The sequence below is a fragment of the Streptomyces sp. NPDC087906 genome (assembly GCF_055584925.1).
The window spans coordinates 28,938-54,091 of sequence record NZ_JBVJLC010000008.1 but is presented as its reverse complement, the minus strand read 5'-3'; the positions used below and the strand labels follow the sequence as shown (position 1 = coordinate 54,091).

Here is a 25,154-nt window from a genome sequence, read left to right as displayed (position 1 = left end):
CCGGCCTGATTCTCGATCAGACTGGATCGCTCCAGGGTTCGAGCCCACGGAAGGCCCACATCTTGTGCTGGTGCTTCATCTGCTGCTGGGGTTCGGCAGTGGCCGCCGCGAGCGCATAGGCCGTGGCCTGAGCCTCGGCCGCCGTCGCTCCCGCTGCCACTGCCTTGGTCCGTCGCGGGTCATTGACGCGCCGACCGGGCAGCAGGTTGACACCTGACTCCACGACGGACCCCGAACGCACGGCGAAGGCGCCGAGCAGATCGGTGACGACAATGAACTCCGGGCGGGAGACGCCGAGAGAGCAGACAGAGGCGACCGGACGATCGGTCATTTTGGCGCTGCTGCCGCTGTTGATGCTGATCATGGAAATCGCCTCCTCTCGGCGTCTAAGGGACAGGCCGGGGCCGGTCACACGTATTCGGATAAGTAGAGCACGGCGACAGGGCTTCGGTGAAGCGCTTGTTTCCGTGGTTAAGAACCTATGGGGACCGACGGGGCGCGCGCAAACTATTTTCCCGACGAGTTTGAATCAGCTTGTTCCGTCCCCGCCCGCGACGGCCTCCCCAGGCTCCCCGCCTGCGCAGATGGCCAGGACATCGGCCCCGTACCGGCCGAGTTTCCGGCTGCCGACCCCGGCGATACCGGCCAACTCGCCCTCGCCGCCCGGCACCGCCTCGGCGATGGCCATCAGCGTCTTGTCCGTGAAGACGCAGTACGCGGGCTGGCCGATCAGTTGGGCCTGGCCGGCGCGCCAGTCGCGCAGCCGCTCGTACAGCGCCTCGTCCATGTCGGAGGGGCAGTCCTCGCAGCGCATCAGCTTCATCTCGCCGGCGTCCGTGAGGGTCTTGCCGCACACCCGGCACAGCGCCGGTCCGCGCCGCTTGCGCCGGGCGCCCGCACCACCGCGCTCGACGGCGGCCGCGCCGGCCCCCGCGCTGTACGTCCCGTACCCACCGCGCGCGGCGGGCGCCGCCGAGCCGGGGCGCAGCCCGGTGAGAAAGCGGGTCGGCCGCCGGGAGGCCCGGCCGCCCGGTGAGCGGGCCAGCGACCAGGACAGCGAGAGATGCAGCCGCGCCCTCGTCACGCCGACGTAGAGGAGCCTGCGCTCCTCCTCGACCTGCTCGTCGGTCTTCGCGTACGTGATCGGCATCATGCCTTCGGTGAGGCCGACCAGGAACACGGCGTCCCATTCGAGCCCCTTCGCCGCGTGCAGCGAGGCGAGCGTGACGCCCTGCACCGTCGGCGCGTGCTGCGCCGCCGCGCGCTCGTCCAACTCGGCGACCAGGTCGGAGAGCGTCGCCGACGGCTTGGCCCTGACGAAGTCCTCGGCGAGCCGCACCAGCGCGGCCAGCGACTCCCAGCGGTCGCGGACGGCGCCGGAACCGGCCGGCGGTTCGGTGGTCCAGCCCTTCGTGGAGAGCACGGCGCGCACCTGCGACGGCAGATCGACGACATCGTCGAGGATCGAGTCGTTCGAGCCGAACCGGGCGGCCCCCCGCAGCGCGGCGCCCGCCTCCCGTACTTCCTGCCGCTCGAAGAACCGCTCGGCGCCGCGGAGCTGGTACGGCACGCCCGCGTCGGCCAGGGCCTGTTCGTAGACCTCCGACTGCGCGTTGATCCGGTAGAGCACGGCGATCTCGCCCGCCTGGACGCCCGCAGCGATCAGGTCGCGGATCCGGCGCGCGGTGCCCTCGGCCTCGGCCGGCTCGTCCGCGTACTCGGTGAAGACCGGGTCGGGGCCCGCCTCGCGCTGCGAGATCAGTTCGAGCCGGTGCTCGGCCGCGCGGCCACGGGCCTGGCTCAGCAGGCCGTTGGCCAGATGGACGACCTGCGGCGTGGAGCGGTAGTCCCTGACGAGCTTGACCATCGTCGCCCCCGGGTGGCGGGTGCGGAAGTTCAGCAGGTGGTCGGGGGTGGCGCCGGTGAAGGAGTAGATCGTCTGGCTGGCGTCGCCCACCACGCACAGGGTCTCCCTGTCGCCCAGCCACAGCTCCAGCAGCCGCTGCTGGAGCGGGCTCACGTCCTGGTACTCGTCCACCACGAAGTGCTGGTACTGGCGGCGGACCTGGTCGGCGATGTCATGCCGGTCCTGGAGGATGCCGACGGTCAGCAGCAGGACGTCCTCGAAGTCGATCACCCCGCGGTCCCGCTTGAGCTGCTCGTACATCCCGTAGATCTGGCCGATCTCCGCCGGGTCGCGCGGGGCGTCGCGCAGCGACTTGGCGACCTCCGCCGGATAGTCGGCGGGGACGGTCTGGGTGACCTTCGCCCACTCGATCTCCCCCGTCACATCCCGCAGTTCGCCCCGGTCGAGCCTGATCCGGCAGCGCGCCGCCGCCTCGGCGACGAGCTGCACCTTGCGCTCCAGCAGCCGGGGCAGATCGCCGCCGACCGCCTTCGGCCAGAAGAACTGGAGCTGGCGCAGGGCGGCCGAATGGAACGTGCGCGCCTGGACCCCGCCGGCGCCGAGCTGGCGCAGCCGCCCCCGCATCTCGCCCGCCGCGCGGTTGGTGAACGTGACGGCCAGGACCGTGCCGGGCTGGAGGATGCCGGCCCTGACCCCGTACGCGATCCGGTGCGTGATCGCGCGCGTCTTGCCCGTGCCGGCCCCGGCCAGCACGCACACCGGTCCGTGCAGCGCCGTGGCGACGGCCCGCTGCTCGGGGTCGAGCCCTTCGAGCACCGCGTCGGCGTCGCGCGGCGGGGCCACGATCTGGCCGGCGTCGGAATCCTGCGGGAACAGTGGGGAGTGCGTTGCTGGTGTCACCCCGCCATGCTGCCAGGTCGGCTGTGACAGGAGCGGAAGTTGTCCACAGGCGATGCGTATTCGTCGTACGAACGCGCGGGGTACCGCACCGAACGCGCGGGGTGCCGCACCGGAGGTCGCGGTACGGGAATGGCCGCCGCCTCCGCTACGTTCACACGCGTAGGGCGAGACGGACGAGCCAGAGGAGCGCGAGGGACATGCCGGGCACTGTGACGATGTACAGCACCACGTGGTGCGGATACTGCCGTCGGCTCAAGGGCCAGATGGACCGCGAGGGCATCGCGTACAAGGAGATCAACATCGAGCAGGATCCCGAGTCGGCGGCCTTCGTCGAGAAGGCGAACGGCGGCAACCAGACGGTGCCGACCGTGCTGTTCGACGACGGTTCGACGCTGACGAACCCGTCGCTCGCCCAGGTCAAGCAGAAGATCGGCGCCTGACGCACGACGGCGTCCAGGAGCCCCCGCCGAACGGCGGGGGCTCCTTCGTGTCAGGTCACCGCTCGGGCTTGGGCAGCGGCTTCCCGTACCACAGCTCGACCAGCCGGGCCGCGATCGAGATGCCGAGCGGCGGCAGGATCTCGCCCGTCTCGATCGCCGTCCGCAGGTCCTCGCGGGAGAACCAGCGCGCCTCCTCGATCTCCTCGCCGTCCACGGTGATCTCCGACGACGTGGCGCGGGCCATGAAGCCCAGCATCAGGCTCGAAGGGAACGGCCACGGCTGGCTCGCGACGTACTCGACGTCGCCGACCACGACCCCGGCCTCCTCGAAGACCTCGCGGGCCACCGACATCTCGATGGACTCGCCCGGCTCGACGAAGCCGGCGAGGGTCGAGAACCGGCCCTCCGGCCAGTGCACCTGGCGGCCGAGCAGCGCCCGGTCCTCCTCGTCCGTGACGAGCATGATCACCGCGGGGTCGGTACGCGGGTAGTGCTCGGCGCCGCAGGCGGGGCAGCGCCGGATGTGGCCTGCCGCGGCGATCACCGTACGTTCGCCGCAGCGCGAGCAGAAGCGGTGCAGCCGCTGCCAGTTCTCGAGTGCGACGGCGTGCACCAGCAGGCCCGCGTCGCGCGCCGACAGCAGCAGCCCCGCCTCGCGCAGCCCCGCGGGGCGCGCCGACTGGTCCATGCGTCCCGGCAGCGAGTCCTTCTGGAGCGCGAAGTAGCGCACGCCCGCGTCGTCCGTGCCGAGGAAGTAGCGGTGCGTCTCGGTGACGGGCGCCTCGAAGGACGGTGTCATGACGAGTTCGGTGGTGCCTTCGGGGGTGTCGTCGATCAGCGCCTGGCCGCCCGACACGACGAAGACGCGCGTCGTCGGGTGGCTCCAGGCAGCCGACAGCCACGCCTCGTCCAGCCGGTGGTGGGCCGCGCGGTCGATCCCGCTCGGGGCGGTGAGGCCGATCGGTCGGTGTGCGATGTCTTCGTTGCTGGTGGTGCTCACAAGTACTTCCAACTCCCCCGGACGACGTGGGTATTTCTCAGTGGCGGCGGCGCCGCACGACGCGCGGACTGCGCGAGCCGCTCAGCGCGGGGCCGCGGCAAGCTCGCCCCACAGGTACGCGCTGCTCTCGACACCCTTGAGCAGGAGTGCCAGCTCGATCTTCTCGTTCGGCGAGTGCCAGCCGTCGGACGGTACGGAGACACCCAGGAACAGCACCGGCGCGCCGAGCACGTCCCGCAGATCGGCCGCGGGGCCCGAACCGCCCGCCCGGGTGTAGCGGATCTTCTGGCCGAACGCGCGGCCCATGGCCCGTACGACCGACCGGAGCGCCGGGTGGTCCAGCGGGGTCAGACACGGGCGGGTGGCGGGGCCGAAGGTGATCTTGTGGCGGATACCGGCCGGGACGCGCGCCTGCGCCCACGCGCGTACGGACCGCTCGATCCGGTCCGGGTCCTGTCCTTCGACCAGCCGGAACGACAGCTTCAGCATGGCCGACGACGGGATGATCGTCTTGTCGCCGGAGCCCTGGTAGCCGCCGCCGATGCCGTTGACCTCGGCGGTGGGACGCGCCCACAGCCGCTCCAGGGTGGAGTAGCCGGCCTCCCCCAGTGTGCCCTGCGACCTGGCGGTCCCCAGCCACTCCCGCTCGTCGAAGGGCAGCTCGGCGAAGAGGGCGCGCTCGGTCGCGGTCAGCTCGGCGACGCCGTCGTAGAAGCCGGGGATCGCGACCCGCTCGTCGGCGTCGTGCAGCGCGGCGACGAGCCGCGCCGCGACGGTGGCCGGGTTCGGTACGGCGCCGCCGAAGGCCCCCGAGTGGATGTCCTCGTCGGGCCCGTACAGCTCGATCTCGCAGACGGCGAGCCCGCGCATCCCGGTGCAGACGGTGGGGGTGTCCCGGGACCACATGCCGGTGTCGGAGACCATCACCACGTCGGCGGCGAGCCGGGCCGCCTGCCGCTCGGCCAGCTCCCGCAGGTGCGGCGAGCCCGACTCCTCCTCGCCCTCGATCAGGAGCTTGAGATGGACGGCGGGGCTGGTGCGGCCGGTGGCCGCGAGATGGGCGCGGACGCCCAGTGTGTGGAAGAACACCTGCCCCTTGTCGTCGGCGGCGCCGCGTCCGTACAGCAGGCCGTCCCGTACGACGGGGTCGAAGGGGTCGCTGAGCCAGCCGTCCTCGCGGGCGGCGGGCTGCACGTCGTGGTGGCCGTAGACCAGCACGGTCGGCGCCCCGGGGTCGTCGGACGCCCACTCGGCGAAGACGGCGGGCGCGCCGGGCGCCGCGGGGGTGCCCGTCTCCCAGACCTCGGTGACCGGGAACCCGGTCTCCGCCAGCTTGGCGGCCAGCCAGTCGGCGCTGCGGCGCACATCGGCGGTGTGCTCGGGCTGGGCGGAGACGGAGGGGATGCGCAGCCACTCGGCGAGGTCGTCGAGGAAAGCCGCCCGGTGGGTCTCTATGTACGTACGGACGACGCTGTCCGGGGTCTCGCTCATGATGTCGAGCCTAACCGGCTCAGGGGGCGTGCTCGTCTGCCGGTTCGGCCGCTCCTTCGGTGAGGATCCGCTCCAGCTCGGCCCTGCCGGGCAGCACGGCGGGACGCACCACGTCGCCGCTGCGCACGTAGAGGAAGGCGGCCGCCACCTCGGCCGGCGCCAGGCCGTGCTGCTCGGCCCAGGCCAGCCGGTAGACGGCGAGCTGGAGCGGGTCGGCGTTGCGGATCCTGCTGGTCTTCCAGTCGACGATCTCGTACGTGTACGCGCCGGTCGCGGGGTCGAGATCGCGGTAGACGGCGTCGATCCGGCCGCGGATCACCCGCCCGGCGAGGGTGAGATGGAACGGCGCCTCGACGCGGTACGGGGTGCGGGACGCGTACGCCGTCCGCTCGAACGCCGCCTTGAGGGCGGCCAGGTCGCGCTCGTCCGCGATCTCGGGCTCGTCGGCGGCGCCCCCCGGCAGCTCGTCGGGCCCGAGCATCGGCAGCGGCAACTCCTCGAACCGCGACTCCACCCAGGCGTGGAACCGGGTCCCCCGGCGCGCTGCGGGCTGCGGGGGCCGCGGCATGGGCCGGGCGAGATCCTGCGCGTACCCGTCGGGATCGGCGGCGAGCCGCAGCAACTGGGACGCGGACAGCGACGCCGGTACGGACACGTCGCGAACAGCGGCCCGAGCGCGGGTCAGCTCGCGCGCGAGCGCGTCAAGATCACGATCCCAGGAGTCGAGGGTCCGGACCTCCTCGGGCGTGAGGGGTCCGCTGTGCGGCGCCCCTTGCGGCGTTCCCTGCGGGGGGCGGGGGGCGGGGAGGAGCGGGGCAGCGTGGGGCGGGGGCTCGGTGCCGTCGTGCGGGGTGCCGTCCGGTGCGGGCGGGGCGCCGCCGGCCCGGATCCCACCGGGCGCGACCGTGCCGGGCACGGCCCCGCCGGGGCTGGCGCCGTCCGGGGCGGGTGCGGGCTCGTCCCGGGTGTCGGTCCAGGCGTCCCAGTCCGCCAGATCGGACTCTGGCTCCGGCCCCTCGGGCGGGGTATCCCTGGCAGGGATGGCGCCGCGCGCGCTCCGGTCGGGGACGGTCCCGTCCGGCGCTGTCCCGTACGGCGCTGTCCCGTACGGCGCTGTCCCGTCCGGCACGGTCCCGTCCGGCACGGTCCCGTACGGCACGGTCCCGTCCGGCACGGTCCCGTCCGGCACGGTCCCGTACGGCACGGTCCCGTACGGCACGGTCCCGTACGGCAGCGTCTCGTCGGCCGCCGCCCCGTCGTGCTCGGCGGCGGGCTCCGCCCGCGCGTCCGTCCAGGCGTCCCAGTCCGCCAGGTCGGGGTCGGGTTCCGGGTCGTCCTCCTCGGGGGCGTACGGCTCCTCGTACGGATCGTCCGCGGTCGGAGCCGGGGCCGGGGCGGGTTCCGGTTCTGGCGGGCCTGACTCCAGGTAGGTCAGGACCGTGTCCGCCGCTTCCCGGCGGCGGCGCATGGACCGCTCGTCCAGGGGGAGCGGCCAGGGCTGCGGGGTGGTCTCCGCCAGGAGGGCCGGGTTCTCCTCGCTCTCCGCCGGTTCGTCCGCCCACGCCTCGATCTCGCCGTACCCCGCCGCGCAGTGGTCGTACAGCGCGTGCAGGAAGTCCGACGGGCCCCTCGGGCGCTTCTGGCTGGGGCCCCACCAGTGGCCCGAACCCAGCAGCAGGGTGCGCGGGCGGGTGAAGGCGACGTAGCCCAGGCGCAGTTCCTCGGTGTGCTGATGCGCCTTCATCCGGTCCTTGAACGTCTTCAGCCCCTTCGCGTCCCAGGACTCGATGTCCGGGAGGGTCGCCGCGTCGCCGCGCAGCGCGTGCGGAAGCACCTTCGGCTGCGCCGTCCATGCCTCGCGTGCCCGGCCGCTCGGGAACTGTCCGGTGACCAGGCCCGGCACGGCCACGACGTCCCACTCCAGGCCCTTGGCCTTGTGCGCCGTGAGCACCTTCACGGTGTTCTCGCCGCCGGGCAGCGCGTTGTCCAGGCCCTTCTCGTACTGCGCCGCCGTGCGCAGGAACGCCAGGAACGCCAGCAGCCCGGCCTCGCCGTCGAGCGCGGCGAAGGAGGCGGCTATGTCGAGGAAGTTGCCGAGGGTCTCGCGGCGGCGGGCGGCCAGCGCGTGCGGCGACGCGGCCAGCTCGACCTCCAGGCCCGTCGTGGCCAGCACCCGGTGCAGGACGTCCATCAGCGGGTCGGCGAGGGATCTGCGCAGGTCGCGCAGTTCGGTGGCGAGGCGGGCGAACCGTACCCGGGCGGCCGCCGAGAACGGCAGGCCGTCCTGGGGCGCGCCCGCCGACTCCAGGAACGTGTCGAGCGCGTCGGCGAGGGAGATGACCTCCGCCGGGTCCGTGCCCTCGACGGCGGCGGCCAGCCGCTCGTCCATGGCGGCCGGGTCGTCGGGGTCGGCGGAGCCGGCGCCGCCTCTGTGGACGAGCAGCCGGGCCCTGCGGCCCAGCAGCGCCAGGTCGCGCGGGCCGATCCGCCAGCGGGGCCCGGTCAGCAGCCGGACGAGCGAGGCGTTGGCGCCGGGGTCCTGCAGCACCTCGCACACCGCCACCAGGTCGGCCACCTCGGGCAGATGCAGCAGCCCGGACAGGCCGACCACCTCGACGGGCACGTCACGCGCGACCAGCGCGCCCTGGATCGCGGCGAAGTCGCCCGCCGTGCGGCACAGGACGGCGATCTCGCCGGGCTCCTTGCCGGTACGTACGAGATGGCCGATCGAGTCGGCCAGCCACGCGATCTCCTCGGCGTGCGTGGCGAGCAGGGCGCAGCGCACGCTGCCGTCCCGCTCGGCGCCCGGCGCGGCCCGTAGCGCCTCGACGCCTTCGTGCATCGCGCGCAGCGGCTCGGCGAGGGAGTTGGCGAGGTCGAGGAGGCGGCCGCCGCTGCGCCGGTTCTCGCTGAGCGAGAAGCGGGTGGCGGGCGCGCCGTCGGCGTACGGGAAGTGGGCCGGGAAGTCGTCCAGGTTGGCGACGGACGCGCCGCGCCAGCCGTAGATCGCCTGGCAGGGGTCGCCGACGGCGGTCACCGCGTGTCCGCTGCCGCCGCCGAACAGACCGGCCAGCAGGAGCCGCTGGGCGACGGACGTGTCCTGGTACTCGTCGAGGAGCACCACCCGGAACTCGTCCCTGAGGATGCCGCCGACCTCGGGCCTGGTGAGGGCGAGTTCGGCGGAGAGGGCGATCTGGTCGCCGAAGTCGAGGAGGTCGCGGGCGCTCTTGGCGTCGCGGTAGCGCCCGACGAGGTCGAGGAGTTCGCCCCGCGCGAGGGCGGCCTCGGGGGCCTTGCGCAGCTCGGCGTTGCTGAGTTTCGCACCGTCCAGGGTGCGCAGCAGCTCGGTGTCGTACGCGCCGAGCTTCGCGGGCCGCACCAGGTGCTCCGCCAGCTCGGCGTCCAGCGCGAGCAGATCGCTGACGAGCGCGGGAAGCGTCTTGACGAGGGACGGGTACGGTCCCGGCGCCTCGCGCAGCACCCGCGCTGCGAGCTGGAAGCGGGTGGCGTCGGCGAGGAGCCGCGCGGTCGGTTCGAGCCCTATCCGCAGCCCGTGATCGGTGAGGAGCTGCCCGGCGAAGGCGTGGTACGTGGAGATGCGGGGCTCGCCGGGCGGGTGGTCGGGGTCGATGGCGTCGGGGTCGGTGACCCCGGCCCGCACGAGGGCCTTGCGGACGCGCTCGGCCAGTTCGCCGGCGGCCTTGTTGGTGAAGGTGAGCCCGAGGACCTGCTCGGGCGCGACCTGCCCCGTCCCGACCAGCCACACCACCCGCGCGGCCATCACCGTCGTCTTCCCCGACCCGGCCCCGGCCACGATGACCTGCGGGGCGGGCGGGGCGGTGATGCACGCCGTCTGCTCCGGGGTGAAGGGGATGCCGAGGAGCTCCTTGAGCTGCCCGGGATCGGTGAGGTGTGCGGCCACCCCAGAGAGGCTATCCGCCCCCACCGACAACGCCCCCCGCTACGGCCTCAGGCCTCCCCCGGCCGGGAGGAGCGTACGGGCAGCAGCCGCCGCGAGGCGCCGGGCCGCGTCGGCGGGGAGCCGTCGGAAGGGGCGTTCCGGCCCCCCCTCGGCGTGCGCCGGACGGCGTGGTGCCGTGACCGGCGATTCCGTCCGACCGAGGAACACCCGCCACGCACTCGGCTCCTCGGCCCGGAGCCCCGGGGGCGGCACCGCCCGGCTTTCCGGGCAGCCCCACGCGCGCACGTGCCCGGGATGCACGACCAGGCGAGCCGTCCTGCCCGGCGGGACAGCAGCCGCCCCGCACGCCGCGCATCCCCCGGTGAGCACATACCGCGACCGCGAACGGGCAGTGCCCACGCCACCCAGCAGACGGCCGGTGGCCTGGCGGCGCCGGCGCACGGCCAACGTCGCGAACGCGCCTGCCCCGCCCGGACGGGCACCTGTCACTCCACGATCTGCCGGCCCTCCGGTTGCGCTCCGCACGACGCTCGGAACGCGCAGTGGGCGCAGTGCTGGCCCGTGCTCGGGGTGAAGCGTTCGTCCAGGACTCGGCCCGCCGCCGTGGCCAGGAGGTCGCCCACCCATTCGCCTGCCAGTGGTTCCTGGGCCTGGATCTTGGGGAGTTCGTCGCCGCCCTCGCGCTTCGGGGCCGGTTGGCGGAGTTGGACCAGTTCGGCGCCTGCCGACTCCGGGCGGTGGCCGTCGAAGATTTCGTCCAGGGCTCCTTCGCGTACCGCGAGTTGGTAGACGGCTAGCTGGGGGTGGTGGGCGACCTCTTCCTTGGTCGGGGTCGCCTTGCCCGTCTTGAAGTCCACGACGTACGCCCGGCCCTGGACGTCCTTCTCCACGCGGTCCATCGAGCCCCGGATCCGGACCTCGTACTCGCCGGCCTCGATCGTGACGTCGAATTCGTGTTCCGTGGCGACGGGGGTGCGGCCGGCTCGGTCGCCGACGTGCCACTTCAGGAAGCGTTCGAGCGCCACGCGCGCGTGCTCCTTTTCCTGGTGGGACTTCCAGGGGGCGTCGAAGGCGAGCGCGTCCCAGACGGAGTCCAGCCGTTCCATCAGGACGGCGAGGTCGGCGGGGGTGCGTCCGGAGGCGACCTCGTCGGCCAGGACGTGCACCACGTTGCCGAACCCCTGCGCCGCCGTGGCCGGTTCGGCCGCCTTCACCTCGCGGCCGAGGAACCACTGGAGCGCGCAGGTGTTCGCGAGCTGGTCCAGCGCACTGCCGGAGAGCGCGACCGGCTGGCCCCGGTCGCGCAGCGGGACCGCGCTGAGCGTCGGCTCGTACATGCCCCACCAACTGTTCGGGTGCGCGGTGGGGACCAGCGCCTGGCCGTCCTCGTCGGTGAGCGCGGCGAGTGTGGCGAGCCTGCGGGCCGCCGCGTCCCGCAGGGCGGGGCTCGCCGCCGGGTCGACCGTCGTGGCGCGCAGTTCGGCGACGAGCGGGGCGACGGCGAGCGGCCTGCGCGGGCGGCCGGTGATGTCGCGCGGCTCGACGCCCAGTTCGGTGAGGAAGCGGGAGGGCTGGTCGCCGTCGTCGGCGGGGGCCTTCACCGCCGTGACGACGAGCCGTTCGCGGGCGCGCGTCGCCGCCACGTAGAACAGCCTGCGCTCCTCGGTAAGGAGGGCGCCGGGGGTGAGCGGCTCGGCGAGGCCGTCCCTGCCGATCCTGTCGGCCTCCAGCAGCGAGCCGCGCCGCCGCAGATCCGGCCAGAGCCCCTCCTGGACCCCCGCCACGACGACCAGCCGCCACTCCAGCCCTTTCGAGCGGTGCGCCGTCATCAGCCGTACGGCGTCGGGGCGTACCGCCCGCCTGCTGAGGGTGTCGGCCGCGATGTCCTGGGCGTCCAGCTCTTCGAGGAAGTTGAGCGCGCCACGGCCGCCGATCCGCTCCTCCGCGCGGGCGGCGGCGTCGAAGAGCGCACAGACCGCGTCGAGGTCGCGGTCGGCGTTACGGCCCGCAGCCCCGCCGCGCAGCGCCGACCGTTCGAGCCTGCGCGGCAGGTTCGTGCCGTCCCACAGCTCCCACAAAGCCTCCTCCGCCGTGCCGCCGCCTTCGAGCAGTTCGCGCGCCTTGCGCAGCAGCCCGCCGAGCACCTGCGCGCCCCTGGCGTACGCGGGGTCGTGCGCGACGAGCCGTTCGGGCTCGGCGAGTGCGAGGGCGAGCAGCGCGTCGGAGGGCGGCGGGAGCCGGTTCCCGGCCGCCCGTTCGTCGTCCCGCAGGGCCCGGCCGAGCCGGCGCAGATCGGCCGCGTCCATCCCGCCGAGCGGCGAGGAGAGAAGCGTCAGCGCCGTCTCGACGTCCAGCCAGGGAGCAGTGCCCCCGTCGCCCCCGTCCGCCGCCGGCTCGCCCGGCGCCGGGCGCAGCGCCGCCGTCGCCACCGCCCTGAGCGCCGTCAACAGCGGCGCGACGGCGGGCTCGTGGCGCAGGGGTACGTCGTCGCCGTCGACCTCCAGCGGCACACCGGCCGAGGTGAGGGCGCGCCGTACGGAGGGGATGGTGCGGCCGCCCGCGCGGACCAGCACGGCCATCTCGCTCCACCGGACGCCGTCCTCCAGATGCGCCCTGCGCAGGATGTCCGCGATGTTCTCCAGCTCCGTCGACGGGGTCGGGAAGGTGTACGTCTCGACCCGCCCCCCGTCCCGTACCGCCGCCAGCTCGCGGTGGGCCCGCACCTTCTCCGCCGGCAGCCGGGGCAGCGGCATCCGCCGCGTCAGCATCCTGCTCGCCGCCAGCAGCGCGGCGCCCGAGCGGCGCGAGGTGGTCAGCACCTCCACCGGGGCCGGCCGGCCGTCGGCGCGCGGGAACGCGTCGGGGAAGCCCAGGATGCCGTTCACGTCGGCGCCCCGGAAGGCGTAGATCGACTGGTCCGGGTCGCCGAAGGCGATCAGCGAACGGCCCCCGCCCGCCAGTGCGCCGAGCAGTCTGACCTGCGCCGGGTCGGTGTCCTGGTACTCGTCCACGAAGACCGTGTCGTACTGGGCCGTCAGCCGCTTCGCGACCTCCGGGCGGCGCGCCAGCAGCACGGCGCGGTGCACCAGCTCCGCGTAGTCGAGCACGCCTTGCAGATCGAGGACGTCGAGATATTCGGCGAGGAAGGAAGCCGCCGCCGACCAGTCGGGCCTGCCGGTACGCGCGGCGAAGGCGGCCAGCGAGTCGGGTCCGAGCCCCAGCTCCCGGCTGCGGGCGAGCACCGCGCGCACCTCGTCGGCGAAGCCGCGCGTGGTGAGGCACGCGCGCAGCTCGTCCGGCCACCGGACGCGCACCCGGCCCTCGCGCTCCAGGTCGAGCTGGCCCGCGAGCAGGTCGCGTACGGCGACGTCCTGCTCGGGCCCGGAGAGCAGCCGCAGCGGCTCGGTGAAGAGGTCGGCCTCCTGGTGCGCGCGGATCAGGGCGTAGCAGAACGAGTGGAACGTCGTGGCCTGCGGCCCGCGGGTGCCGCCGAGCCTGACCGCCATCCGGTCGCGCAGCTCCACCGCCGCCTTGCGGCTGAAGGTGAGCACCAGGATCCGCTCCGGATCGGCGCCCGCCGCGACACGCGCGGCCACCGACTCCACGAGCGTCGTCGTCTTGCCCGTGCCGGGACCGGCGAGCACCAGCAGCGGCCCGGTCCCGTGGTCAACCACCCTGCGCTGTGCGGCGTCCAGCTCAGGAGGGACCACCGGCTCCGGAGGCGTGCGCACCAGTCGGTACGCACCCGTGGACCGCTGCCGTACCCGGCGCTGCGGTGCCGGGGTGCGCCCGGTGGTGGAGGAGGAGCTCACGTGGATCGCCGGTCCTGGAGGAGGTGCTGGGGGACGTGCTGAACGAGGTGCTGGTGGTGCCGGGAGCACCGGCCGGGGTGCGCGGGGCGGGTGCCTCAGACGCTACCGGGCCGCCGCCCGGCACGCGGCGGATCCGTCCGCATGGCGTGCGGCGCTCACGCCGGGCCGTCCGATGCCGGAAACTGTCCTGTGTGAGCCACATCGCCCGCATCCGCACCGCCGGATCTCGCGCCGCCGGGACCCGCGCTGCCGCGATTCCCATGGCCGGGACCCGGACCCGTGCTGCCGGAACCCGCACGGCCGGGATCCGCGCTGCCGCGATCCGTGCTGCCGGATCCTGCACGGCCGGATCCTGCACGACCGGAACCCGCGCCGCCGCGATCCGCACGGCCGGAACCCGCGCCTTCGGAACCCGCGCCGCCGCGATCCGCGCCGTCGTCGGATCCCGCGTCGACCGGATCCGTCCCGTCCCACCGCGCCCGTCTCATGTCGAGCCGCGGCAGATGGCCGTGCGTGGCGCGTCCCGCCTCGCGCAGCGGGGTGGACTCCTCCCGATAGTGGTCGAGGGCCCGCAGTTCGTGCTCGGGCAGCAGCACGCCGTCCGACCTGACCACCCGCCACCAGGGCACCGCGCCGCCGTACAGCGCCATCACCCGGCCGACCTGGCGCGGGCCGCCGTCGCCGAGCCATTCGGCGACGTCGCCGTACGTCATCACCCGGCCTGCCGGGATCAGCTCGGCCACGTCCAGCACCCGCTCCGCGTATTCCGGGAGGCGCTGCGGCTCGTCCCGTTCGCCTGCACGCTCCTCGCTCGTCATCCGGTCCATCCTGCCCCACGGCACCGACAGTCCCCTCCTGGCGTACGACGGTCGCGCGCCGTCACCCCGCGTACGTACGCACGCAAAGGGAGGTATCTCGCGCGGCCCACGCCCCCGCAATGCACCCTGATGCCCCCGTCTGTCGTCGGCTCGTGCCACCATCGTCCGGGCGGTGACTGGTGATACGAGATCAAGAAGACACGGATGCGGACTCCACGGAGGAGCCCGTGGCGCGCGCTCGCGCCACGGGTTCGCCCTCCGGTACCCCCGCACGCCCCGACGCCGACCGGCCTGAGAACGGCGACCAGACCGGCTCGGACGAGCACACCGGCGCCCACCCCTACGAGCCGCCCTGCAACGACGAGGTGACCCCCACCGACCGGGTCTCCGGCGACGAGCCGCTGCTCGCCGCCCGGGTGCACCGCCCCTCCGACCTGCTGCGGCTGGTCATCGGCATCCTCGCGATCGGTCTGGTGCTCGCCCTCTCGGCCTTCGCCCACGGCACCACGTCCGGCCTTGAGGACGACATCAGCAGGGGTACGGGCCAGGCGCCCGACCTGCTGGCCAAGATGGCGGGGCTGATCTCCAGCATCGCCGTCCTGCTCGTCCCCGTCGCCTTCGCCATCGAGCGGCTGATCAAACGCGACGGGCTGCGGATCGCCGACGGCGTACTCGCCGCCGTACTCGCGCACGGCGTGACGCTCGCCACGGACCTCTGGGTCACCAGAGCGGCGCCGGGCTCCATCCAGGAGGCGCTGACCAGGTCGCAGGCCGGCTCCGGGCTCACCGATCCCGTGCACGGCTATCTGGCCCCCGTCATCGCGTACATGACGGCCGTGGGCATGGCCCGCAGACCCCGCTGGCGCGTGGTGCTCTGGGTGGTCCTGCTGCTCGACGCGTTCGCCATGCTCGTGGCCGGCTACACCACGCCGTTCTCGATCGCCCTGACCGTACTGATCGGCTGGACCGTCGCGTACGGCACGCTCTACGCGGTCGGCTCGCCCAACGTACGGCCCACCGGGCAGACCCTGATGGCGGGGCTGCGCAGGGTCGGCTTCCGGCCCGTCAGCGCCATGCGCGCCGAGGAGGGCGCCGAGTCGGGCGAGCAGGCCGACCGGGGGCGGCGCTACTTCGTCACCCTGGAGGAGGGCGCGCCGCTCGACGTCACGGTCGTCGACAGGGAACAGCAGGCGCAGGGCTTCTTCTACCGGCTGTGGCGGCAGCTCACGCTGCGCTCGATCACCGCGCGCCGCTCGATCCCCTCCCTGCGCCAGGCGCTCGAACAGGAGGCGCTGCTCGCCTACGCGGCCATCGCGGCGGGCGCGCACGCGCCGAAACTGATCGCCACCTCCGAGCTGGGGCCCGACGCCGTCATGCTCGTCTACGAGCATCTGGGCGGCAGATCGCTGGACTCGATCGAGACGGACGACGTCACCGACGAGCTGCTGCGCGGCGCCTGGCGGCAGGTCAAGGCGCTCCAGTCGCGGCGGATCGCGCACCGCGCGCTGACCGGCGACGCGATCATGATCGACCGGTCGGGGCAGGTGATCCTGACCGAGCTGCGCGGCGGGGAGATCGCGGCGGGCGACGTCGTGCTGCGCATGGACACCGCGCAGCTCCTCACCACGATGGGGCTACGGGTCGGCGCGCGCCGCTCGGTCGCCGCGGCCGTCGAGGTGATGGGCCCCGACGCCGTCGCCGACTCGCTGCCGCTGCTCCAGCCGATCGCGCTGAGCCGCTCCACCCGCGCGACGCTGCGCAAGCTCGCCCGCGAGCGCGCGCAGCGCGAACGGGAGGCCGTGCTCGAAGCGTCCGACGCGAACAAGCGCCACCGGCTGGCGGACGCCAAGGCGGCCAGCGGCGGCGACCGCAAGGCCGTACGCAAATCCCTGCGGGCCGAGAAGCAGGCGGAGAAGCGCGCCATAGACGACGCCCTCGACGAGGCGCGCGAGGAGGACCTGCTCTCGCAGATCCGTCAGCAGGTGCTGCTGATCCGGCCGCAGGCGCCGGTCGAACCGGTCAGGCTGGAGCGGATCAGGGCCCGTACGCTCGTCACCTTCATCGCCGGGGCCGTCGCCGCGTACTTCCTGCTCTCCCAGCTCACCCAGCTCGACTACACGATGGTGGTCGGCGAGGCGCACTGGGGCTGGGTGGCGGCTGCGGCGCTGTTCTCCGCGCTGAGCTACATCGCGGCGGCGATGAGCCTGCTGGGCTTCGTGCCCGAGCGGGTCAGCTTCCTGCGGACGGTCATCGCGCAGGTCGCCGGGTCGTTCGTGAAGCTCGTCGCACCGGCCGCCGTCGGCGGTGTGGCGCTCAACACCCGCTTCCTGCAGCGCGCCGGGGTCCGTCCCGGGCTCGCCGTGGCGAGCGTCGGGGCGTCGCAGCTCTTCGGGCTGGGCGCGCACATCCTGCTGCTGCTGTCCTTCGGCTATCTGACGGGTACGGAGAAGACGACGTCGCTCACCCCGTCCAGGACGGTGATCGCCGGTCTGCTGACGGTGGCCGTGCTGGTGCTGGTCGTGACGGCGATCCCGTTCCTGCGCAAGTTCGTCGTGACGCGGCTGCGCTCGCTGTTCGCGGGCGTCGTGCCGCGCATGCTCGACGTACTCCAGCGGCCGATGAAGCTGCTCACCGGCATCGGCGGGATGCTGCTGCTGACCGGCATGTTCGTGATGTGCCTGGACGCGTCGATCCGCGCGTTCGACAACGGCAACCAGCAGCTCAGCTACGCGAGCATCGCCGTGGTCTTCCTCGCGGGCAACGCGCTGGGCTCGGCGGCGCCGACCCCCGGCGGGGTGGGGGCCGTCGAGGGCGCCCTGACGCTGGGTCTGCTCGCCGTCGGACTGCCGAAGGAGGTCGCGGCACCCGCCGTCCTGCTGTTCCGGCTGATGACGTTCTGGCTGCCGGTGCTGCCCGGCTGGCTGTCCTTCAACCAGCTCACCCGCAAGGGAGCCCTGTAGGACAGGGCGGCGCGCGGCAGGCGCCCCGCGCTACTCCGCTTGGACCCCGCCGGGCGCGGCGCGCCCCGCTGTGACACAGGATGGGGGGATGCCGACCTCCTCCGCCCGGCGCGCCGCTGCCCTGGCCGCCGTCACCGCCGCCGCCCTCCTGGCCGTCTCCGCGTGTTCCGACAGCGGATCCGACGGCGGGAGGGGCAGCGGCAGCTCCGACCCGACGGCCCGGCCCACGAACCTGGCCACCCAGAAGCTGGACTGGAAGACCTGCGCCGCCCCGTCCGTCGAGCAGGGCGGCGGCCCCTCGCCGTCCCCGCTGCCCGGCAAGGTGAGCTGGCAGTGCTCGTTCATGACGGTCCCGCTCGACTACGCGAAGCCGGACGGCGACACGATCAAACTGGCGCTCATCCGCGCCAAGGCCGCCGACACGGGCCACCGGATCGGCTCGCTCGTCTTCAACTTCGGCGGCCCCGGCGGCTCGGGCGTCACCGGACTGCCGTCCTTCGCGAAGGACTACGAGAAGCTGCGCGCCCGCTACGACCTGGTCAGCTTCGACCCGCGCGGCGTCGGCGACAGCGACGGCGTCCGGTGCGAGAGCGACAAGCAGCTCGACGCGTACTACGCGCAGGACGCGACCCCCGACGACGCCGCCGAGGAGAAGTCCCTCACCGAGGGCCTGGCGAGCTTCGCCGCCGGCTGCGAGCGCGACTCGGGACGCGAACTGCCGTACGTCGGGACGACCAACGCGGCCCGCGACATGGAGCTGATGCGCCAGGTGCTCGGCGACAAGAAGCTGTACTACTTCGGCATCTCGTACGGCACGGAGCTGGGCGGCGTCTACGCGCACCTGTACCCGAAGAGCGTCGGCAGGGCCGTCTTCGACGGTGTCGTCGACCCGACGCAGGACGCCGAGCAGAGCTCCCTCGGCCAGGCGAAGGGCTTCCAGCTCGCCCTGGACAACTTCGCCAAGGACTGCGTGTCGCGCGGCGACGCCTGCACCCTGCCCGGCAGCACCCCGAAGCAGATCGAGGGGTTCATCTCCTCGCTGCTCGCCCGGCTCGACAAGCAGCCGATCGCGGGCATCGGCAGCCGCAAGCTGACGCAGACCCAGGCCACCAACGGCATCGCGCAGGCGCTCTACTCGAAGGAGTACTGGCCGCTGCTCGAACAGGGTCTTGACGAGGCGGACGGCGGCAACGGCGGGCTGCTGCTCGCGCTGTCCGACGCGATGAACGGCCGCGACCAGCAGGGCAGGTACAGCAACATCCAGGCGGCGAACGCGGCCGTCAACTGCGTCGACTCCAAGGAGCGCTACACGCTGGCGCAGACGAAGGCCAAGCTGCCGGAGTTCCGCAAGGCATCGCCGGTCTTCGGCGACTTCCTCGGCTGGGGCATCATGAGCTGCTCCGAGTGGCCCGTGCCGGGCACCTGGACGCATCCCGACGTCAGCGCGCCGGGCTCGGCCCCGATCGTCGTCGTCGGCAACACCGGTGACCCGGCGACCCCGTACGCGGGCGCGAAGGCGATGGCGGACGCGCTGGGCAAGGGCGTCGGCGTGGAGATCACCTACGAGGGCCAGGGCCACGGCGCGTACGACAGCGGCGACGCGTGCATCCAGAAGGCCGTCAACGGCTACCTGCTGGACGGGACCGTGCCCAAGGCCGGCACCGTCTGCAAGTAACCCCACACGGACGACGCAGGGCCCGGACCGCGTACGGTCCGGGCCCTGCGTATGCGCGACGTTCCGGTGGATCTAGTAGATCGGCTTCTCCGGCTCGATCTGGTTGACCCAGCCGACGACCCCGCCGCCCACATGCACGGCGTCGGAGAAGCCCGCCGACTTCAGGACGGCGAGCACCTCGGCGCTGCGCACCCCCGTCTTGCAGTGCAGGACGATCTTCTTGTCCTGCGGCAGGTGCTCCAGCGCGTTGCCCATCAAGAACTCGTTCTTGGGGATCAGCTTGGCGCCGGGGATCGAGACGATCTCGAACTCGTTCGGCTCGCGGACATCGATGACCTCGATGTTCTCGCCGTCGTCCATCCACTCCTTGAGCTGCTTCGGAGTGATCGTCGAACCAGCCGCCGCCTCCTGGGCCTCCTCCGACACGACGCCGCAGAACGCCTCGTAGTCGATCAGCTCGGTGACGGTGGGGTGCTCGCCGCAGACCGCGCAGTCGGGGTCCTTGCGGACCTTGACCTGGCGGTACTGCATCTCCAGCGCGTCGTAGATCATCAGCCGCCCGACCAGCGGGTCGCCGATGCCGGTCAGCAGCTTGATCGCCTCGGTGACCTGGATCGCCCCGACGGACGCGCAGAGCACGCCCAGCACGCCGCCCTCGGCGCAGGAGGGGACCATGCCGGGGGGCGGGGGCTCCGGGTAGAGGCAGCGGTAGCACGGGCCGTGCTCCGACCAGAAGACGCTCGCCTGACCGTCGAAGCGGTAGATCGAACCCCAGACGTACGGCTTGTCCAGCAGCACGCAGGCGTCGTTGACCAGATACCGGGTGGCGAAGTTGTCCGTGCCGTCCACGATCAGGTCGTACTGGGCGAAGATCTCCATCACGTTCTCGGCTTCGAGCCGCTCTTCGTGCAGGACCACGTTGACGTACGGGTTGATGCCGAGGACGGAGTCACGCGCCGACTGGGCCTTGGAGCGGCCGATGTCGGACTGGCTGTGGATGATCTGGCGCTGCAGGTTCGACTCGTCGACCTCGTCGAACTCCACGATGCCGAGCGTGCCGACACCGGCCGCCGCCAGGTACATCAGGGCCGGGGAGCCGAGGCCACCGGCCCCCACACACAGCACCTTCGCGTTCTTCAGCCGCTTCTGCCCGTCCATCCCGACATCGGGGATGATCAAGTGACGGGAGTACCTGCGGACCTCGTCGACGGTCAGCTCAGCAGCGGGCTCGACCAAGGGGGGCAGCGACACAGGGACCTCTACAAGGGGGTTGGTCGTTCATTCAGTAATCCGTTCTCTCTGTAACAGTGCCACGCGCCTGCTCATTCCGAGACACCAGGTCCGACCCGCGAGACGATCTCGTCCCAGTAGCCGGGCAGCGCGTCGAACGGGTTCTGCGGGCCCGTCCGGTCGGTGAAGAAGATCGTCCCCGCGCCCTGCCAGCGGGCGACCCGCATCGCCTCGTCCAGGTGGGTGCGGGGCAGTCCGTGGACGAGATGGACGAATCGTTCCGGCGGATAGCCGGCCGTCCACTCGGCCGCCTGCGACCAGCGGTAGTCGCTCCACGGCCCGGAGAAGGTCACCAACTGGTCGGCGGCCTCCGCGTATCCGGGGTACGGGTGGGTCCCGTGCCCGAGGACGACGTGCGCGCCCTCCACCAGCGCCTCCAGGGTGGCCGTGACCCGCCGTACCGCAGGCAGCTCCGCCCGGTCGGCCGGGCACCGGTCGAGGGAGAAACCGGCGACGCGGTACCAGTCCAGATAGCGCTGCGCGTCGGCGACGATCTCGCCGAACGGGCGGCTGCCGTACGCCAGGTCGAGATGGCCGAGCACCCGTACGCCCGCGTTGGTCAGCCGTCCTGCGGCGTCGAGGCAGTGCGGGTCGGGCCGGGTGCCGGGGCCCTGGGCGACGTTGAGCACGACCCAGTGCAGCGGCGTGGCGGGCCGGGTGAGACCGGCCCATTCGGCGGGCGCCAGCAGCGGATGCGCGTAGCCCGGGACACCGAGGCCGACCTCGCCGGCCTCGGTGGCGGAGAGGCGCTGACCTGTCGTGGTCAGATACGGCACGCCGCCTCCATCCAGATGTCGGCGAGCGATTCCTCCAGATTGATCCGCGGGCGCCAGCCGAGCCGGTCGCGCGCGGTGCGCACGTCCGCCTGCTGCCAGGATCCGCAGCCGTCGGGGTACGGGAACGGGCCGGCGCCGAGCTGCTCCGGCGCGGACTCGCCGCGCTGGGCGCCGATCGGCGCGTGGCCGTGCCGGGCGGGGCCCGGGGCGTCCAACTCGTGCAGCGCGCCCGCGTATCCGGCGACCCTGGCCAGCACGGCGGCGGCGTCCCTGAGCTTCACGGACCGGCCGGTGCCGATGTTGACGATGCCCTGCGCCGCGGACAGCGAGGCGGCGTGCACGGCGCGCGCCACGTCCCGTACGTCCACGAAGTCCCGCTGGACGCCGAGCCCGGCGAGCTTCAGCTCGCCGTCGCCGCCCTGCATGGCGCGGCGCATGGCCTCGGCGAGCCGGCCGAGCGGCGACCCCGCCGGGGTGCCGGGTCCGACGGGCGAGAAGATCCGCAGCACCACGGCGTCGAGCCCCGCGCCCAGGACCAGTTCGGAGGCGGCGAGCTTGCTGACTCCGTACGGTCCGCCGGGGCGCGGTACGGCGTCCTCGGCCGTGGACGAGCCGTGCGGCGAAGGGCCGTACTCGGATGCGCAGCCGAGCTGGACGAGCCGGGCGCCGCAGCCGCTGCGGCGCAGCGCCTCGCAGACGGTGGCGACGGCGACGGTGTTGTGCCGGATCAGCTCGCGCGCGCCGCCCCGGGTGGCGCCGGCGCAGTTGATGACGACCCCGGGGTGGACGGCGTCCAGGAAGCGGGTGAGCGCTCCGGGGCTGCCGCCGGCGAGGTCGAACCGTACGTCGGCGTCGTCGCCTCGGCCCAGGGCGGTGAGATGCACGGCGGGGTCGGCGAGCAGCCGGTCGGCCACGAACCGGCCGAGGAATCCGTTGGCGCCGAGCAGCAGGACCCTCATCGTGCCGCCCCTCTGCGCCGAAGGGTCTGAGCTGGGGATTGCGGGGTCATCTCGTTCGTTCTCCTTGCAGCGGGATGTCGCGTGGGATGCGGGGCGGAATGTCGGCGGGCGGGTGTCAGCGGGGGGTGGGGTCAGGGGTGGCCGGGGGCCGGGGTCAGGTGTGGGCCGATGCCCTGCCGAGGGTGACGACGGCGTGGGCGAGCAGGACGAGCGCCGCCGCGGCGCAGGCGAGTGCGGGGACGGCTCCCGCTCCCCAGGCGTGTACGACGCCGGTGACGGGGGCGGCGAGCGGTCCGCAGCCGGGGATCCGGCCTGCGACGACGGACAGGCAGGCCAGGGCCTCGGCGAGGCAGGCGCAGACGAGTCCGGCCGCCGCGGGGTCGGGGTAGCCGTGGACGGTCAGCAGCCGGGCGAGCATGAGCAGCGTGCCGAGGGCGAGCGTCGGGGCGAGCGCGGCGCCCGCGCCGAAGGCGAGGGTCGTGAGGAGGACGAGGCCGGTCAGCGCGCAGGCGTAGAGGGCGGCGGTCGCGAGCAGCAGGGGCCTGGCTCCCGCGGCGAAGTCGGCGAGGCCGCTGCTGTCGGAGAGCCGCCGCCTGGCGTGTACGGAGAACAGGTGGGCGCAGCAGACGGCGGGGGCGACGGCGAAGGACAGCGCGACGAGCGGGGTCAGGGTCGCCGGCCACGGCCCGTGCGGGCCGCCGGCGACGAGGGCGTCGAGCAGTCCGTCGCCGCAGACCAGGTAGGCGAGGAGCCAGTACACCCAGAGTCCCGCGGCGGGGACCCGTCGCCCGGTGGCGCGCAGCGGGCCCCGGCGCAGCGCGCTCGACAGCGCGCCGGACAGGGCGAAGGCCCCCGCCAGGGCTATCGCGAGCTGGGTCTGGCCGGTCGTGCGATGCAGTCCGACGAGGGTGAGGGCGCTGACGGCGCCGGGCAGCAGCGAGAGCGTGAGCCAGCGGGCCGAACCGGCCCAGCCGGTGCGCGCGTCGGCGACGGGTTCCGGCTCGCGCGGGGGGCGCAGGGCGGCGGCCGGCCGGTCGCCGTCGCGCGGGACGCGGGCGTACAGCTCCTCGGCGAGCGAGAAGACGTCGCGGTGCCGGAAGCGGGCCGCCGTCCGGTCGGTGATGCCGTGCGCTTCGAGCCCGGCGGCGATCTCCAGCGGGTCGACGGCGCCTTCGCACAGCCGCCGGTGGCGGTGCATCAGCAGTATCACCGGGTCGGCGGGGCCGCGCCGTGCGGCCGGGACGGGGACGGTCATGGTGGTGCTCGACGGGGGATCCGTCGTGGTCGTAGCGGTGGTGCGGGCTTCGGTCATGGTGGTGCCTCCGTCAGACATCGCTCTCCCCCGCGCCGGCCGTGGTGCCCGCTGTGGCGCCGACCGGCCAGCGGCTCGGCACCTGTCCCTCGGCCGGGTGGGCGAAGGGCAGCGGCGCTCCGTCGGCGCCGACGGCTTCGGCCGGGCGGCGTACGGGGGCGTGCGAGACGATTTCGAGATAGATGGAGCGGAAAGCGGCGAGATTCTGCTCGACCGTGAACAGTTCGAGTGCGCGGGCGCGGGCGGCTGCGCCGAGCCGCTCGCGGCGCACGTCGTCGGCGAGCAGCCCGGCGACGGCGTCGGCGAGCGCCTTCGGGTTGCGCGGCGGTACGACGAGTCCGGTGCCGCCGATGACTTCGACGACGGCCCCGACGTCGGTCGAGACCGTGGCCCGGCCGCAGAACATCGCTTCGACGAGGCTGAGCGGGAAGCCCTCGACGATGCTGGACAGGACGACCACGCTCCCCGCCGCGTACGCGTCGGGGAGCTCGGGCGCCTCGGGACAGCCGATCTCCTCGAAGGAGACCGGGTTCTCCCCGACGGCGTGCGCGTCCGGCGCCTCGTCGGGGAAGAGCTGGGCCGCCAGGGCGCGGATGTGGGCCGGGTAGTCGGCCGCTTCGGGGCCCTGGGCGGGGGCGCCTATGATCCGCAGCCGCGCGCCGGGCCGCGCGGTCCTGACGGCGGCGAAGGCGTGCAGCAGGGAGACGAGGTCCTTGGCGGGTTCGATCCTGCCGACCCAGACGACGGTGTCGGTGTCGCCGCCGTCGTCGCTCTCGCCCACGGCGGCGAACCGGTCGGCCTCCATGCCCGGGTAGACCGTGCGCAGTTTGGCGGGGTCGGCGCCGCAGCGCTCCTGCCAGCGCCTGGCGTGCGCGTTGCCGGGGGTGATGACGGCCGCCTGCCGGTAGACCTCGGCGGCGAGCCGGCCCTGGAATCCGGCGAGCAGGGCGCGTACGGGGGTGCCCAGGGCGGCCGTTCCAGCAGGTTCGGCGGCCGAGCCGCCGCTGGCGAGGTAGTGCGCGCGGAGCTGGACGCCGTACTCGGTGACCAGCAGCGGTACCCCGAAGAAGCGTTTGGCCAGCAGTCCTGGCAGGGCCGCAGAGCCGCCGGACGCGGCGTGGCAGAGGTCGACGCCCGCCAGGCCGCCGACGGCGTCGCCGTCGTTGCCGTCATGGCCGTCGTCGCAGGCGTCGCCGTCGGCGTACCAGTCGAGCGACAGGGGGCGCAGGGCGCGCTCCAGGTGGTCGGCGAAGGCCAGATAGCCGGTGACGCTCGTGGCGTGCACGCTCCGGCGCGCGCCGGGCGCACGGCAGGCCGCTTCGAGGAGCCGGACGGCGACTTCGGAGCGGAGCGCCGCGTACAGGCCGCCGCGCTCCCTGGCCAGGTCGGCGAGTCCGTAGAGCCCCGCAGCGAAGCCGTCGGCTGCGGCCGGGTCGTCGCCCGGCGCGCAGATGGCGGCGGCGAGCCGCGTGAAGTGCGCGGCGAACCTGCGGCGGTCGCGGCGGCCGTACGTCCTGCCGTCGTCGGCGGGGGCCCAGAGCGCTGCCGTGCGCACCTGCCGGACCTGGGGCGGCAGTTCTATCCAGCCGCGCCCTTCCTGCTGGGCGCTGCGGCTGAGCGCGTAGATGTCGAACTCGTGCTGTGTGAGCCCGCGCACGAGCCGGTCGCACCAGAGCCTGGACTCACCCGTCGCGTACGGATAACCACCGTCGGTGAGCAGTCCGATCCGCACGAGCACACCCCCGATCTCCCTTGTGGAACGCCGCCGTTGATCCGGCGACTCGCAGCGGGACGACCGTAAGCGGAGATGACCGTGGTGGGGGGGGGGGGGGGGGGGCGCCCCCCCCGGGGGGGTGTTGGCACGTACAACAATCGTAGACGGGGCGGGGGGTGGGGCGGCGGGGGGGGTTGTCACAACCAGGTGGCGCCGGG

Annotated in this window: 15 protein-coding genes; 3 read left to right on the top strand and 12 right to left on the bottom strand. The window is 73.5% G+C overall.

The annotated features are described in order from the left end of the window. Positions 1 to 16: 16 nt before the first annotated feature. Both ACZ63I_RS23340 and ACZ63I_RS23335 read right to left on the bottom strand, forming a co-directional pair. Positions 17 to 364 carry a hypothetical protein gene (locus ACZ63I_RS23340; RefSeq protein ID WP_469340926.1) on the bottom strand — a complete coding sequence of 116 codons (348 nt, stop codon included), beginning with the start codon at positions 362 to 364 and terminating at the stop codon, positions 17 to 19. Between the two features lie 165 nt (positions 365 to 529). After that, positions 530 to 2,767, bottom strand: a complete 2,238-nt coding sequence (locus ACZ63I_RS23335) for an ATP-dependent DNA helicase UvrD2 (RefSeq protein WP_469340925.1) — start codon at positions 2,765 to 2,767, stop codon at positions 530 to 532. Between the two features lie 197 nt (positions 2,768 to 2,964). Here ACZ63I_RS23335 and ACZ63I_RS23330 point away from each other — a divergent pair, with 197 nt between their 5' ends. Beyond that, complete coding sequence (locus ACZ63I_RS23330) at positions 2,965 to 3,207, top strand: mycoredoxin (protein ID WP_041984696.1); 243 nt, start codon at positions 2,965 to 2,967, stop codon at positions 3,205 to 3,207. A 55-nt stretch (positions 3,208 to 3,262) separates the two neighbouring features. Here the strand turns inward: ACZ63I_RS23330 and nudC are convergent, their stop codons facing one another. The 5 genes from nudC to ACZ63I_RS23305 all read right to left on the bottom strand — a co-directional run bounded on the left by nudC (position 3,263) and on the right by ACZ63I_RS23305 (position 14,250). Beyond that, on the bottom strand, positions 3,263 to 4,207 hold the full coding sequence (gene nudC, locus ACZ63I_RS23325; protein ID WP_469340924.1) for an NAD(+) diphosphatase: 945 nt from the start codon (positions 4,205 to 4,207) through the stop codon (positions 3,263 to 3,265). Between the two features lie 81 nt (positions 4,208 to 4,288). Next, complete coding sequence (locus ACZ63I_RS23320; protein ID WP_469340923.1) at positions 4,289 to 5,698, bottom strand: dipeptidase; 1,410 nt, start codon at positions 5,696 to 5,698, stop codon at positions 4,289 to 4,291. A 19-nt stretch (positions 5,699 to 5,717) separates the two neighbouring features. Further along, complete coding sequence (locus tag ACZ63I_RS23315) at positions 5,718 to 9,620, bottom strand: UvrD-helicase domain-containing protein (protein WP_469340922.1); 3,903 nt, start codon at positions 9,618 to 9,620, stop codon at positions 5,718 to 5,720. Positions 9,621 to 10,105: 485 nt separating this feature from the next. Continuing rightward, positions 10,106 to 13,432 (bottom strand): ATP-dependent helicase, encoded by a 3,327-nt coding sequence (locus ACZ63I_RS23310; RefSeq protein ID WP_469340921.1) that lies wholly within the window; start codon positions 13,430 to 13,432, stop codon positions 10,106 to 10,108. Between the two features lie 155 nt (positions 13,433 to 13,587). Next, the gene (locus ACZ63I_RS23305; RefSeq protein ID WP_469340920.1) at positions 13,588 to 14,250 is read right to left on the bottom strand and encodes an MGMT family protein; all 663 of its coding nucleotides are present in this window, start codon (positions 14,248 to 14,250) and stop codon (positions 13,588 to 13,590) included. A 227-nt stretch (positions 14,251 to 14,477) separates the two neighbouring features. Between ACZ63I_RS23305 and ACZ63I_RS23300 the strand changes: the two genes are divergently transcribed. Then, positions 14,478 to 17,210, top strand: a complete 2,733-nt coding sequence (locus ACZ63I_RS23300; protein WP_469340919.1) for a lysylphosphatidylglycerol synthase domain-containing protein — start codon at positions 14,478 to 14,480, stop codon at positions 17,208 to 17,210. A gap of 88 nt (positions 17,211 to 17,298) precedes the next feature. Continuing rightward, positions 17,299 to 18,885, top strand: a complete 1,587-nt coding sequence (locus ACZ63I_RS23295; protein ID WP_469340918.1) for an alpha/beta hydrolase — start codon at positions 17,299 to 17,301, stop codon at positions 18,883 to 18,885. Positions 18,886 to 18,957: 72 nt separating this feature from the next. On the opposite strand, the gene moeZ is transcribed toward ACZ63I_RS23295, so the two are convergent. The 5 genes from moeZ to ACZ63I_RS23270 all read right to left on the bottom strand — a co-directional run bounded on the left by moeZ (position 18,958) and on the right by ACZ63I_RS23270 (position 24,954). Next, a complete protein-coding gene (gene moeZ, locus ACZ63I_RS23290; protein ID WP_469340917.1) occupies positions 18,958 to 20,136 on the bottom strand; it encodes an adenylyltransferase/sulfurtransferase MoeZ in 1,179 nt (392 codons plus the stop codon). A 71-nt stretch (positions 20,137 to 20,207) separates the two neighbouring features. Next, a complete protein-coding gene (locus ACZ63I_RS23285) occupies positions 20,208 to 20,951 on the bottom strand; it encodes a spherulation-specific family 4 protein (RefSeq protein ID WP_469340916.1) in 744 nt (247 codons plus the stop codon). Further along, positions 20,939 to 21,910, bottom strand: a complete 972-nt coding sequence (locus ACZ63I_RS23280) for an NAD-dependent epimerase/dehydratase family protein (protein WP_328583448.1) — start codon at positions 21,908 to 21,910, stop codon at positions 20,939 to 20,941. The genes ACZ63I_RS23285 and ACZ63I_RS23280 overlap by 13 nt, the downstream gene beginning before the upstream one ends. Positions 21,911 to 22,064: 154 nt before the next feature. Continuing rightward, entirely contained in the window at positions 22,065 to 23,222 is a 1,158-nt protein-coding gene (locus ACZ63I_RS23275) for a hypothetical protein (protein WP_469340915.1), read from the bottom strand. Between the two features lie 13 nt (positions 23,223 to 23,235). Beyond that, positions 23,236 to 24,954 (bottom strand): glycosyltransferase, encoded by a 1,719-nt coding sequence (locus ACZ63I_RS23270; protein WP_469341120.1) that lies wholly within the window; start codon positions 24,952 to 24,954, stop codon positions 23,236 to 23,238. Between the last annotated feature and the right edge of the window lie 200 nt (positions 24,955 to 25,154).